A 12,985-nucleotide genomic window follows, 5' to 3' on the forward strand; every position below is an offset into this window, starting at 1 on the left:
TCCCAAGTGTTTGAAAATTATAAAAAACCGCATGGCAGGCGCGGTCCGATTTTGCCTTTCGCTGCACTCATAATCCCTTGGTCGCAGGTTCGAGTCCTGCTGGGCCCACCAACCTTTTCAATAGCTTACGCTATTTCTCGCCTGTTTCGTCGCCCTCATTTGTACCCGGTGTCAACGTTGTGTCAACGCCGCGTCTCGGCCCGAATTTCACTGCTTCCAACAGGTGTTCCGGGGAGAGGTGCGCATAGCGCATGGTCATCTGGATGGTTTGATGGCCAAGTATCCGTTGCAGCGTCAGCAGATCCCCACCATTCATGATGAAGTGGCTGGCAAACGTGTGCCGTAGCACATGTGTCCTTTGACCCTTTGGCAGGACAATAGTTGTCCTGTTCAATGCCTGGGTAAATGCCATGTAGGCGTCTGTCGGAAATATACGACCGATCCGAGGGCCGTGTGCCTTGAGCTTCAGGTAGAACTCGCTGTCTACCGGCATGGTTCGCTTGCGTTCGTTCCTGGTGTCGACATAGGTCACGGTATTGTTGCGCACGTACTCGGCGTGCAGTGACTGAGCCTCACCCCATCTTGCCCCGGTATACAGGCACAGTTCCGCCATCAGCACCACGTGACGGCTGCGCGACTCATGCAGTGCGGTAAAAAGATCGTCGATCTGTTCCTGGGTGAGATAGGACAGTTCCGTCTGGGACATTCTCAGCGCCTTGACGGCGGCGAAGGGGTTATCGCCGTGCCACTCCTTTAAGTGGATGGCCACGTTAAACACTGCCCGCAGATACCCCATGTCATGGTTGACCGTGTTGACGCTAAGCACTTGTGCAAGACGTTGCGTCCTGAACTTGGCCACTTCTTGGCCCTTCGGTCTGCGTGCACGGCAGTCGACAGCGGCTCCCCCGTCAACACGCGCTGCGCGGTATTGACGGGGGAGCCGCTGTCGACTCGGGGAGCCGTGCGACCGAAGGGCGACGTGTGACGGGCAGGCAGAAACAACATCTTTTCAGTTCCCGGTCTGAGGGGCTGTGGCATATAACGTCGGACTCGAGGTTATTTACCTCATGATGACGATATATCCCCCTTTCGAGATGTCTGCTATAAAAAAGCCGACTTTTTAAAGTGCTGTTTACTGGGTTGTAAACCAATCCCAAAGACCGGTTGAATATCCGCTAATTAAATCAATGCCCAGTGCGGACTTGATTAAATATAAAATAACGACAATAAGGCAGGTCAAGAATATAACGTTCAGTGCGATAAACAGAAACATTGAGAATACAGCAATACATTGTTCCGTGGCATTTAAAGCGCGGCGGTTCTTACCCATTAAAAAGACCAGGTAAAAACTGAACGGGACAAAAGGCAGCTTAATGGTAGTGCGTACGTCTATTGCGTGTACGCGACCTCCACGGGCCCCGACTATCGATGCCAGCGCGATGAGCTGCTCAGTGGTAAAGCTGTTTGCGATAGACGGCGATAAGCGCTTTAACAGCGCTTGCATTGCCGGGTCGGAGGTAGGGTGATTCTTTTGGCTCATGGATCATTTTCCTTCACTGCAAGGTGATAGACAGGGCGGTAGACACGCGGTGGCGAACTACCGCCAAATCGTTCAGCTCGGATGGCAGCCAACGGCGTGTTGTACAACATAACCAGGCTAAAGGTTCGCATTTTGGCAGGTGCATATATTTCCTTTGATTCAGGGCTTACTGCCCTGTAATCAATAAAAAAATTTTGTCTCAACCTGCCGACAAATGCTGAAGGCCGCAGAAACTGCATCGTCAGGTATAAAACAAATCGGCCATGTTTTCTAATCAAATAATTTCTTATATTTCAATGGCATGTTACACCCGTTTTGGTGTCGTCTCGCCAACAAGTTGCCTGAGTCTGGGTTGTTTGAGCCGAGACGATGGTTGATACGGCGGATGAGTAGAGCCTGCTTTCAGAGCGACCGGCATGGCCGCCGGTCATGAATACGATGGCCTGTAGGGCCGGAAACATTTTGTCATGAGTAGAAGATGCCCCCATCGGACGATTTCGATGAGCTATGGCGCTCTTTTGAGGGTATGCCGCGTTTGGAGGGTGCTCTTCAGAATGAGGCGCAACAGCACCTGTTTAATCGTCTGGTCAGTGTTACTCACCGGCAAGGATGGGACTGGTGGACCGTAAAATTGATCCATCACGGTCCTGTTCGCGGCAGGACGCAATCAAGCAGCATCACTGGATTCGCCGTCGGCCATGGCCTACGGGCAAGCATCATCCGTGCGAGCCGAAAGGGTCGCACGGATCATGCCAGGGGCTGTCAGAGAAAGGCGGCAGCTTTGTCCTGAGACAGGTTCAAGGCCGTCATCACGCGCTCAAGTGAGTGTGACTGGCGCTCGGCATAAAGTGACAGTTCATCAGTGACGCGCGCGCCGAGGGCGGCTTCGAAATCCTCTCGGTTGGCGTTACCGGCATAGCCCTCGTTCTCTTGACCCCCCAGATTGGATTGAAAGATGCCTGCGGCACTGACCGGCAAAAAGTCCTCGTAGGTAATGGGTCTGGCAATGACCAGTCCCTGTTCGATGGCCGCTTCAAGATCCGGGGCCATGGTGCTTTTGGAGTCGTGTTCGCTATCGGCGGCAAGGCGATAGTCGAAGTAGGCAAGTTCGCGAGCACGAAGCGTCGCTTCATCATCAGGAAACTCGGCAAATGTCTCCTGCATCACGCGCTGATGCTCGGTATTGTCAAGGCCCTGTGAGCGAGCGCGACCTGTCTTGAGCAGACGGTCATAAAGTGCTCTCCCTTTGGGGGTCAGCGCCACGCCACGCTGCTCGATCTCCCCAAAACGGGCCGTATGCGAGCCTTCATGGTGATCGGCAAAGAGGATGGTCTCTTCCAGCGCCTTGAAACTGGTCTGGCGGAGAAGGATCGGGCATTGGCGCTGCGGAGGACCCTCAATGACTGCCTTGGGGGTGATGCCCACTTCCGGCATGCGTTGCTGAACGCTATCGATGTCCAGGGTGCGCGGTGTCAGATGGTTAATGTGCGGACCACGAAAGCAGACGACATCGGCAATCAGGCGATGCTCTGCGCTCAATGCCTGATAGGTGGGCCAGTCAACGGTGGCGTCCTGATGCCAGCGAAAGGTTTCGAGCGCTTCTGCCACGAACTGCTCGGCCTGATCCTCGGTTAATCCGCCCTGGGCTTCAAAGGTGTCGACCAGTTCCAGCGCTTTCGGAGTGAAAATGCTGCGTTTCTCAAGAATTTCCGCGGCGCGCTGGCGCAGGGTTTCATCCTCGATCAGCTCAAGGCGCAAAAGAGAGGTGAAGATACGAAACGGATTGCGGGCAAGCGCTGCATCATCGATCGGTCGAAAAGCAGTGGAGTGAACCGGCACGCCGGCCTCGGAAAGATCGTAATAACCGACAGGCTGCATTCCCATGACGGCGAAAACACGCCTGAGGCCGGCAAGCTCTTCAGGCGTGCCTACGCGAATCGCGCCATGGCGCTCGACACTCAGACGCTCGATTTCGTCATGAGCCTCCAGACGCTCGGCGAGGTGAGGGTCCTTTTCGAGCGTTTCATGATTCACCCGGGCGACCAGTTCGAGCAGGGTACCGTATTGCGGTACTTCCGTTTTGTACATCTCGGACATGGCTCTTGAAAAGCGGTCGCGGATGTCGTCGCTGGATAGATATTTTGACATGGCATCACTCCTTTCGATTCAGAAAAATTTCAAAAGAGCAGAGGCAGTAGTTCTGCATCGATAAGATGTCCCGTGCCCATAAAAGGCAGGTGTTCACCCAAAGCGTGCGTTCTGCCATCCGGCCGGCAGGGTTTGGCCTGGGGTGCTCTGGAGATGCCGTCATGGCGTCAGGGTATCCAGTGCGCGGCCCAGGCGTGAAAGACCTTCCTCCAGAATCTCGGGTTCGATGGTCAGAGGCGGAAAAAGTCGCAGTATATTGCGCTTTCGACCGCTGGGCATCAGGAGCAGGCCATGCTCACGCGCTGTGGACACCAGCGCTGCCAGGTGTTCGCTGCCACTCGCGTTGCAGGTATCTTCAAACACGATGCCGCGCATGGCCCCGATGCCGGTAATGGCACCAATCATTGGATAGCGCTGGCTGTCCTGCCAGGTGTGGTAATGCGCCAAAATGGCTAAAGCCACTGTCTGCGACCAGCGTGCCAGATTGTCCTCGCTCATCAATTCGATGACCTTGAGAGCCGCGGCGCAGGCCAGCGCATTACCGGAGTACGTGCCACCAAGGCCGCCTTTCGGCACAGCGTTCATCAGCTCTGCTCGCCCGGCAACAGCGGCAAGAGGAACGCCTGCGGCCATGCTCTTGCCCATCAACAAAAGGTCCGGTTCGACCTCAAGATGTGAAAAGGCAAAGCGCTCGCCGGTACGTCCAAAACCACATTGAATCTCATCGAAAATCAGGACGATGCCATGATGATTACAGAAATCGCGCAGATGGCGGGCAAAGCCGGGGCTGAGTCTGCGAAAGCCTCCTTCTCCCTGGACCGGTTCGACGATGACACAGGCAATTTCGTCAACGGGCAATGACACCTCGCAGAGCCTGACAAGGGCAGCACTCGCCTCGGCATCGGTAACATCATTGTCCGGGCTCGGGAAGGGCAGGTGATATACCGGGCCTGGCAGGCTGCCCATGCTCTGCTTGTAGGGCTTCACCTTGCCGTTCAGATTGAGCGCGGCGAGCGTTCGACCATGAAACCCATCATCGAAGGCGATCACCGCCTCGCGGCCGGTGTGAGCGCGAGCAATTTTCAGCGCGTTTTCGGTGGCTTCGGCGCCGCTGTTGGTGAGCATGGTCGTCAACGGATAGGAGACGGGTACGAACGTATCCAGTGCCGCGACAAGGTCGAGATAGCCGCCATGCGGCGTGGCGTTAAAGGCCGCATGAATCAGACGGTCGACCTGATGGTGCAGGGCGGTGCGAATGGCTGGATGGCCATGGCCCAGGTTGTGGACGCCGATGCCGGCCACGAAGTCGATATAACGGTGACCCTGGCTGTCCCACACTTCAGCATTGACACCCTGTTCGATGCGAAGTGGGTGCACGATGCCGAGGGCGCTGCTGACATGCGGAAATTCCATGGAGGCTTACCTGTCTGGCGTGTCGGAGGTTCGAAAATCGAAAGTCCGATTATCAAAGCAGCAGGCGTGAGAACGCTTCAAACGAAAAAAAACGTCCTGGTCATTCCATAATTTCCGGTGTTGCCTTTATCGGGGAGCTGGTGGGCCTGGCAAAGTCTCGGTCGCGGGATATATCAGATGTGATTTCATCCAGTCGATGAAGCCTCGAACCCGGGGGACATCACCCTTGTTTTCAGGATAGGCGAGGTAGTAGGCGTCCGAACTGGTCTGTACATGGGGCCAGGCGATGGACAGCATGCCCTGTTCCAGCTCCTCTTCAGCGAGAAAGCGCGGTACCAGCGCAACACCGCAGCCTACACGCGCCGCGCGCAGCAGCATCTCGAACGTATCAAATCGCGGGCCATGATAACTGTGACGGGTATAGAGTCCCTGGTCATCAAACCAGGCATGCCAGGACTCCGGCCGGGAGGCGCTTTGTAACAGCACCAGGCGAGTGAGGTCGAGGGCCTCAACGAAACCACCGGCAGGCAGCAGCGACGGCGCGCAGACCGCGACTATTTCCTCATTGAGCATGTGAATGCAGTTCGCTCGTGGCCAGACGCCGCGCCCATAGAAAAAGGCGGCATCGATTCGCTCCTGATCCAGGTCAAAGGGCTCCGAGCGGATGCTGATATTCAGATAGATCGAGGGATGCTGGAGTCGGAAACCCTTGAGGCGAGGCACCAGCCAGCGAGAACCGAAGGTGGGCAGGGTGGAAACGTTGAGAACGTCACTTTCTCCGCCATAGGACTGCATATAGCGCGTCGACATCTCGACCTGGGCCAGTACCTTGCGTACTTCGGTCAGGTAAAGAGAGCCTTCCGGTGTGACCTGCAGACGCCGTCTGACGCGCTGAAAGAGAGGATGTTCGAGAATGGCTTCAAGCTGTGCGACCTGCTTGCTGACGGCACTCTGGGTCAGGTTAAGCTCATCGGCAGCTCGGGTGAAGCTCAAATGCCGTGCGGCGGCCTCAAAGCATTGCATGCCGGTCAGGGTGGGAAGATGGCGACGATTCATGGCAGCCTGCTGGCGGAAAAAAGAGAATGACGTTGGTATAAAACGTCGCTTGTGACGCGTCAATGGCTGACGTGATACTTGCAGCTGCAGGCGGGTTTTTCCGACGTCAGCAGAGCAATACGCTCGATGAAGGCCTCGTCTGCCTCGAGTCGGTTTCATACCAATCCTGGCAGGGCACCCGCAATGCTGTCTCATCCATTGGTCGCCAGGCGTCAGGCCGATTCTGATGGCCAGTCCGAGTTTACGCTTCATTCCCGATCTGATCATCGAGACCTGCGATCCACCTTTTCTTCGGGCTCGTTCCGCCCTTTGGAGCACCACGGCGTGGATCGCTGTTCGCTGATGCAGAGGACAGGATTCTCCCAGCCGGGCCCCTTTATTGTCGAATTGTTGCAGCTCAATACACTTCTGAGCGCCGACAGGTTCTTGTTGCCCGACCCTGGTCGAACGTCGGTATCGCCGCTGCAAAATACGACAGGACACTGAAGGAAGGCGGTTAATGGCAGCCTGCTGACAGGAAAAAAAGGAATGATGTTGGTATAAAACGTCGTTTGTGCCGCGTCGAAGGCCAACGTAATACTGCGCCGACACCATTTTCGTTCCGGTAGCAGGAGAACAACATGATCGACGAGATTCTCGATCGCCTCGGCGTGGCCCCCTCGGATTATCGTGAAGGCGATTACGTGGTCACTTCGCCCACCGACGGTGGCGAGCTGGGTCGGGTCAGCAACGAGTCCGCGGCGGCAGTAACGGCGCGCATCGATCGTGCCGAGCGCGCCTTCGCTGCCTGGCGTCAGGTCCCGGCGCCGCGGCGCGGCGAGCTGGTGCGCCTTTTCGGCGAGCAGCTTCGTCGTCACAAGGAGGATCTTGGGGCGCTGGTCACGCTTGAGTGCGGCAAGATCTATCAGGAAGGACTGGGCGAAGTTCAGGAGATGATCGACATCTGTGATCTCGCGGTCGGCCAGTCACGCCAGCTCTATGGTCTCACCATTGCCTCCGAGCGCCCGGGTCACCATATGCGCGAAAGCTGGCACCCGCTCGGGCCGATCGGCCTGATCACCGCCTTCAATTTCCCGGTCGCCCCTTGGGCCTGGAACGCCGCACTGGCACTGGTATGCGGTAACAGCCTGCTGTGGAAGCCTTCCGAAAAAACACCGCTGTGTGCACTGGCCTGTCAGGCGTTGCTGGAGCGCGCCATGGCCGAGTTTGGTGATGATGCTCCGGCGGATCTGAGCCAGGTCATCATCGGTGAGCGTGAAGCCGGCGAAGCCCTCACCGACGATCCGCGCGTACCTTTGATCAGTGCCACCGGCAGCACGCGCATGGGTCGTGAAGTCGCGCCCAGAGTTGCTGCACGTTTCGGTCGCAGCATTCTTGAGCTGGGCGGCAACAATGCCATGATTCTGGCGCCCAGCGCCGATCTGGATATGGCCGTTCGCGGCATTTTGTTTTCGGCGGTGGGCACCGCCGGCCAGCGCTGCACCACCCTGCGCCGCCTGATCGTCCACGAGTCGGTGCGCGATGAAGTGGTCGAGCGGATCAAGAAGGCTTATGCCAACGTCACCATCGGTGATCCGATGGAAGGCAATCTGGTTGGTCCGCTGATTGATGCCCAGGCCTTCGATCAGATGCAGTCGGTACTTGAAAAGGCGCGTCAGCAGGGCGCAAAGGTATTCGGCGGCGAGCGCCAGCTGGCCGATACCTACCCCGACGGCTACTACGTCTCGCCGGCGATTGTCGAGGTCGCCGAGCAGGATGAGCTGGTCAGGCACGAAACCTTCGCACCGATCCTTTACGTGCTCAGTTATCGCGACTTCGACCAGGCGCTGGCGCTCAATAACGATGTGCCGCAGGGGCTGTCGTCATGCATCTTCACCACCGACGTGCGGGAGGCGGAAGCCTTCGTCTCCGATCAGGGCAGTGACTGCGGCATCGCCAACGTCAACATCGGCCCCAGCGGCGCCGAGATCGGTGGCGCCTTCGGCGGTGAAAAGGAGACCGGTGGCGGGCGTGAGTCCGGTTCCGATGTCTGGAAAAGCTACATGCGCCGCCAGACCAATACCGTCAACTACTCGCGCGAGCTGCCGCTGGCTCAGGGCATCAAGTTCGATTGAAACCCCGCCGGAGCGCGCCTCGCGCTCCGGCACCCCTTCCAGCATATTCCCAACGCGATCCCCAGCCTGTGCGCCAATAACAACTCCGGGAGAAGGTTGATGAGTGATAACGTCCGTGTAGGGCCCATCCCCAGTCTGCCGATGGCTCTGGCACCGCTACTGCTGACCGTGGCGCTGCTGATGACGCAGTTTTTCGTCTTTGGTGACTTCACGCCGCACATCCCGCTTGCCTGCGGCATTCTGATCTGCGCCTTCTTTGCGCGCCTGCGTGGCATCGCCTGGACGAGCGTTGAAGCGTCGATGCTCAAGGTGATCAAGCTTGGCCTGCCGGCAATTCTGATCCTGCTTGCAGTAGGCATGCTGATCGGCACCTGGATTCTTTCGGGCACGGTACCGACGCTCATCTACTACGGCATCAATCTGGTATCGCCTGGCTGGTTTTTGATCGCCACCTGTCTGATCAGCTCGCTGATTTCGCTTGCCGTGGGCACCTCCTGGGGGACGATAGGCACTGTTGGTCTGGCGCTGATGGGGATCGGTCAGGGGCTGGGTATCCCGGTCTATCTGACTGCGGGTGCGCTGGTTTCCGGTGCCTTTTTCGGTGACAAGATGTCGCCGCTTTCCGATACCACCAATCTCACTCCGGCGGTCTGTGAGACCGATCTGTGGACCCATATCAAGAGCATGATGGCGACCACGGTGCCGGCGATGACGCTGGCGCTGCTGATCTATGGCTGGCTGGGTGCCGGCTATGCCGATCAGCTGGTCGACGCCGGCGGCATCGATACGTTGCGTCAGACGTTGACCGATCACTTTACCCTGAGCTGGGTCACACTGATTCCCCCTGTGGTGGTCATCTCGCTGTCGATGGCCAGGCTGCCGCCGTTTCCCACCATCTTTGGCGGCGCTGCGCTTGGCGGTGTGATCGCGATCCTGCTGCAGGGCAGCGACGTACAGGCAGTGTTTAATGTGATGCAAAACGGCTATGTCGCGGAAACCGGTAACGAGGCAATGGACACGCTGCTCTCCAAGGGCGGAGCGATGTCGATGACCTGGGTGGTGACGCTGACCCTGTTTGCGCTCGGGTTTACCGGAATGCTTGAAGCCTACGGCACCATCGACGCGATCATGACTCACCTGGCCCGGCTGATGCGCGGTCGCTTCAGCATGGTGCTGACCAGCTCGGTCACTACCGCTTCGGTGGGCGTGGTGGTTGGTGACGTCTATACCACGCTGGTACTGCCGGGGCGTCTGCTGCATGGACAGTACAAGAAGATGGGTTATCGCACCTCAGTGCTGTCGCGCACCATTGAGGATAACGGCACGCTGCTGTCGCCGCTGATCCCCTGGAACATGGGTGGAAGTTTTGTCGCTGCCACCACTGGCGTGCCAACCCTGCTCTATGCGCCATTCGCCTTTGCCTGCTGGCTGTCGCCGCTGTTTGGTCTGCTATGGGCCCTGCTGGGCAGGTTCGTTCCGAAAGACAATACCAGCGGAGCGAACGCTTCGGCGCCGTCAGCTGAGCTGGACAAAAAAGGCGGCAACAATACAACCCGGTCACATGAACTCGCCAGTGATACCTGAGCCAGACGCGTTGAGACAGAAGGAGGAATCATGCAGGAACAGTGTCTTTGGGCCGTCAACGCTATTGAGGATGCGCCGTCTACCAGACCGCTCGGCGAGTCGATTCGCCGTGATGTTTGTGTCATCGGCGGCGGTATTACGGGGCTTTCCACCGCCCTGCATCTGGCCGAGCGTGGTATTGAAGTGGCTGTGCTGGAAGCCGGTGAGATTCCCGCCGGCGGTTCGGGGCGCAGTGTCGGGCTGGTCAATGCCGGGCTGTGGGTGCCGCCGGACGATATCGTCAAGGCTCTGGGGCAGGAGGATGGCGAGCAGGCCAACCGGGTGCTGGGTGAAGCCCCATCGCGAGTGTTTGAGCTGATCGAGCGCTACGCCATTCAGTGTCATTCCACACGTACCGGAACCCTTCATCTTGGCCATAATCGCAAGGGGTGTGACGAGCTGGCCCGGCGCAGGGACCAGCTCGCCTCTCGCGGTGCGCCGGTAGAGCTGGTCGAAGGAGAGGCATGTGAGCGAATGACCGGTACCCGGCAGATTCACGCGGCGTTGCTCGATCGCCGTGCCGGTACGGTAAATCCTGCCGAGTATACTCGTGGTCTGGCTCGGGCTGCCCTGCAGGCGGGTGCTGAACTCTATGTCCACAGTGCAGCGACCGGTATTCAGCGTGAGGGAAATGCCTGGCGCGTCACAACGGCCCATGGCAGCGTACTGGCGGAAAAGGTGGTTCTGGCGACCAATGCCTACACTCGTGACGAATGGAATGAGGCTCGGAAACACTTTTTCGTCGGCAACTATCTTCAGGTGTCCTCCAGGCCGCTGAGCAGTGAGGCAGCCCGGGCCATACTGCCTGATCGTCAGGGTGCCTGGGATACGCGGACGGTGCTCTCGAGTATCCGACGCGACAGTGAGGGGCGGTTGATACTGGGGAGCCTTGGAAAGGGTGAAGGGCGGCCTCGGGCCTATCTGAAATGCTGGGCCGATCGCATTGCCCAGCACTATTTTCCAGCGCTGGGCAGTCTGGAATGGGAGTATACCTGGAGCGGTCGTGTGGCCTTCACGCCGGATCACACCCTTCGTATCCTCGAGCCAGCGCCAGGGCTTTTGACGGCCTGCGGTTACAATGGACGTGGTATCACCACCGGTACCGTTGTCGGTATCGGCTTTGCCAAATATCTTGATGAAAAGGATGAAGGTCAGTTGCCGCTACCGATTCGTCGACGTGATCCTGTCAGGGGTCGCTCACTCTGGAGCGCGGCCTATGAAAGCGGCTTTACGCTCTATCATGCGGGGCAGTGCCTGCGTGTACTGATCTGAACAGGACCGGCCCTGCTCAATTGAGCCGCGGGACAGGCTATCGGCCGAGCGCCATCGGCCAGTGGTGGGGCATGGACGCCTTAAGTGCTTCTCGGTGTCGTGGTGTCCGGGCAAGTGGTGTCAGAAGACCATGAGAGAAGATAGAGAATGTCAGGGTCGCAGGCGGCTTTTGCAGCAGACCTTTCGGCAGTGAGCGTTCAGCACATATTCGGCGTGACGCTATGGCTCCCCGTTCTCATTACCTTCAAGAGGATCATGGCAGACACAGCAAAGCTTGTTGCCATCGGGGTCACGCAAGTAAGCGCCATAGAAATAGTCATGGTATTGCGATCGCAGGGCCGGAGCGCCCTCGTCGGTGGCGCCCAGGGCTATTCCGATAGCGTAAAACTGGTCAACAATCTCGTGACTGTGGGCCCTGAAGGCAATCATTGTGCCGTTGCCCGCAGTGGCATCTCTCTGGTCAAAGGGATGGCAGACAAGGAACAGGGTTTTTTCCTGTGGGGCGGCGTAGCATAGCCATCGGTGATCAGTGTCATCATCTTCATGGCGATAAAGACCAAGGCAATCCAGTAGTGGATCATAAAACTCCCTGGCTTGTACCAGATCACTACTTCCTACCATGACATGGCTCAGCATGACTTTTGAACTCCAGCATCTGCTGCTCTGACAGGCATGATTTTTCATAGCCTATGTTAAGGCTATCACGTCGTGTCATCATGATTGAACGAGCATGTAATAACAGTGCTGGAAAGGCTGGATTAGTAGTGAAAGCCGTGTAACTGAAGCGTCGTTGAATGGGCCGCTGACGAAACTCGTATTTTCAGCTTTAAAAAAATCGCGGTTACTGTCCGAAGACAGCAACCGCGCTCAGCTTCCATGCTCGTGAAAGCAGTCCATGCTTCTAGTGCTCCATGCACGATGTGGATCCTTCCACCTGATCAGATTATTCGCCCTGAAAGTGACGTGCCATAGCGTTTGTATAAAAAAGCCCCCAATTTGGCATCGTTTATAAAATAACTCGGGTTATTGTTCTGGTTTATTAATCCTGCTTCTTGAGCGATTATCGATGCGTGGGCTCAGGTGAACAACGACATGAGATCACGCAGCAGTTGAAGGGTATTGCTGATAGCTTCTGCCATAAAAGACTTCTCCATGAAGAGGGCGGGTTGCCGAGAATGCTCGATCAGGTCCAGATCATTACTGCCCGGCGCCACGGGCGATGGTCAGGCTGGAGTGACCATGGGAGTTGCCTTTCGGGCAGCGGCCGCCGGAAATGGATGGTGCCGCTACATTATGGCGTGACGCCACGCCATCAGCGAGTGGAATGATAGACAAAGTCATCATTGTCACGCTGGTAGCGACTGGTCCCCAGAACCCCTGCCTCGGCGCGCTCACCGCTTCGCTGTACAGCCCGGCAGCGGATATCGGTATGGCCTGTAAAGGGTCTCAGTCCTGTGTTGACGGCTGTTTTCAAAAGTGCGTAGCAGACACCGTTGTTAAAGGGCTCAAGCTCTGCGTCACTGTAATGATGATTCCCTGAATAGGTCAGTTCGACATCAATATCGCTGGCCGTCAGCGAACGAATGTCATAGCCGACCAGTCTTTCATCCTTGAGCATGTTATCAAGCGTTTCAGTAAATGGTTCGGTAGGCATGACTTCGCTCTCTGCCATTGCAACACTGCTTGATAAAAAAGTGCCCACCAGCAGGCATACCGTTAAAAAATTGCGTTTCATGTCACCCTCAGCGTGATGATGTACTAATATTCTGGCGGATGTGAAACCTGGCCGCTGTGCTCAAAAAAGAGATCACAGGTTAAA

At 57.1% G+C, this 12,985-nt stretch carries 10 protein-coding genes and 1 pseudogene; 3 read left to right on the top strand and 8 right to left on the bottom strand.

Annotated features, from left to right (window positions below; translation table 11 throughout):
- Positions 1-130 precede the first annotated feature (130 nt).
- The 6 genes and pseudogenes from B9G99_RS12365 to B9G99_RS12385 all read right to left on the bottom strand — a co-directional run bounded on the left by B9G99_RS12365 (position 131) and on the right by B9G99_RS12385 (position 6,157).
- Positions 131-706, bottom strand: a complete 576-nt coding sequence (locus B9G99_RS12365; RefSeq protein WP_418268968.1) for a tyrosine-type recombinase/integrase — start codon at positions 704-706, stop codon at positions 131-133.
- Positions 707-718: 12 nt separating this feature from the next.
- Positions 719-877 (bottom strand): annotated as a pseudogene (locus B9G99_RS17315) (phage integrase); the annotation flags it as partial.
- A gap of 255 nt (positions 878-1,132) precedes the next feature.
- The gene (locus B9G99_RS12370) at positions 1,133-1,540 is read right to left on the bottom strand and encodes a hypothetical protein (protein WP_086622428.1); all 408 of its coding nucleotides are present in this window, start codon (positions 1,538-1,540) and stop codon (positions 1,133-1,135) included.
- 762 nt (positions 1,541-2,302) lie between these two features.
- Positions 2,303-3,688, bottom strand: a complete 1,386-nt coding sequence (gene hglS, locus B9G99_RS12375) for a 2-oxoadipate dioxygenase/decarboxylase HglS (protein ID WP_086622429.1) — start codon at positions 3,686-3,688, stop codon at positions 2,303-2,305.
- A 159-nt stretch (positions 3,689-3,847) separates the two neighbouring features.
- On the bottom strand, positions 3,848-5,101 hold the full coding sequence (locus B9G99_RS12380) for a 2-aminoadipate transaminase (protein ID WP_086622430.1): 1,254 nt from the start codon (positions 5,099-5,101) through the stop codon (positions 3,848-3,850).
- 126 nt (positions 5,102-5,227) lie between these two features.
- The gene (locus tag B9G99_RS12385; protein WP_086622431.1) at positions 5,228-6,157 is read right to left on the bottom strand and encodes a LysR substrate-binding domain-containing protein; all 930 of its coding nucleotides are present in this window, start codon (positions 6,155-6,157) and stop codon (positions 5,228-5,230) included.
- Positions 6,158-6,777: 620 nt separating this feature from the next.
- Between B9G99_RS12385 and amaB the strand changes: the two genes are divergently transcribed.
- From amaB to amaA, 3 genes are all read left to right on the top strand, one after another.
- Positions 6,778-8,271 carry an L-piperidine-6-carboxylate dehydrogenase gene (amaB, locus tag B9G99_RS12390; RefSeq protein ID WP_086622432.1) on the top strand — a complete coding sequence of 498 codons (1,494 nt, stop codon included), beginning with the start codon at positions 6,778-6,780 and terminating at the stop codon, positions 8,269-8,271.
- Between the two features lie 99 nt (positions 8,272-8,370).
- Entirely contained in the window at positions 8,371-9,855 is a 1,485-nt protein-coding gene (nhaC, locus tag B9G99_RS12395) for a Na+/H+ antiporter NhaC (RefSeq protein WP_086622433.1), read from the top strand.
- A gap of 30 nt (positions 9,856-9,885) precedes the next feature.
- Positions 9,886-11,166 carry an L-pipecolate oxidase gene (gene amaA, locus B9G99_RS12400; protein WP_086622434.1) on the top strand — a complete coding sequence of 427 codons (1,281 nt, stop codon included), beginning with the start codon at positions 9,886-9,888 and terminating at the stop codon, positions 11,164-11,166.
- A gap of 219 nt (positions 11,167-11,385) precedes the next feature.
- On the opposite strand, the gene B9G99_RS12405 is transcribed toward amaA, so the two are convergent.
- Both B9G99_RS12405 and B9G99_RS12410 read right to left on the bottom strand, forming a co-directional pair.
- Positions 11,386-11,802, bottom strand: coding sequence for a VOC family protein (locus B9G99_RS12405; protein WP_086622435.1), 417 nt, complete (start codon positions 11,800-11,802; stop codon positions 11,386-11,388).
- 676 nt (positions 11,803-12,478) lie between these two features.
- Positions 12,479-12,820, bottom strand: coding sequence for a hypothetical protein (locus tag B9G99_RS12410; RefSeq protein WP_148663952.1), 342 nt, complete (start codon positions 12,818-12,820; stop codon positions 12,479-12,481).
- Between the last annotated feature and the right edge of the window lie 165 nt (positions 12,821-12,985).

The sequence above is a fragment of the Kushneria konosiri genome (assembly GCF_002155145.1).
Taxonomy (GTDB): Bacteria; Pseudomonadota; Gammaproteobacteria; order Pseudomonadales; family Halomonadaceae; genus Kushneria; species Kushneria konosiri.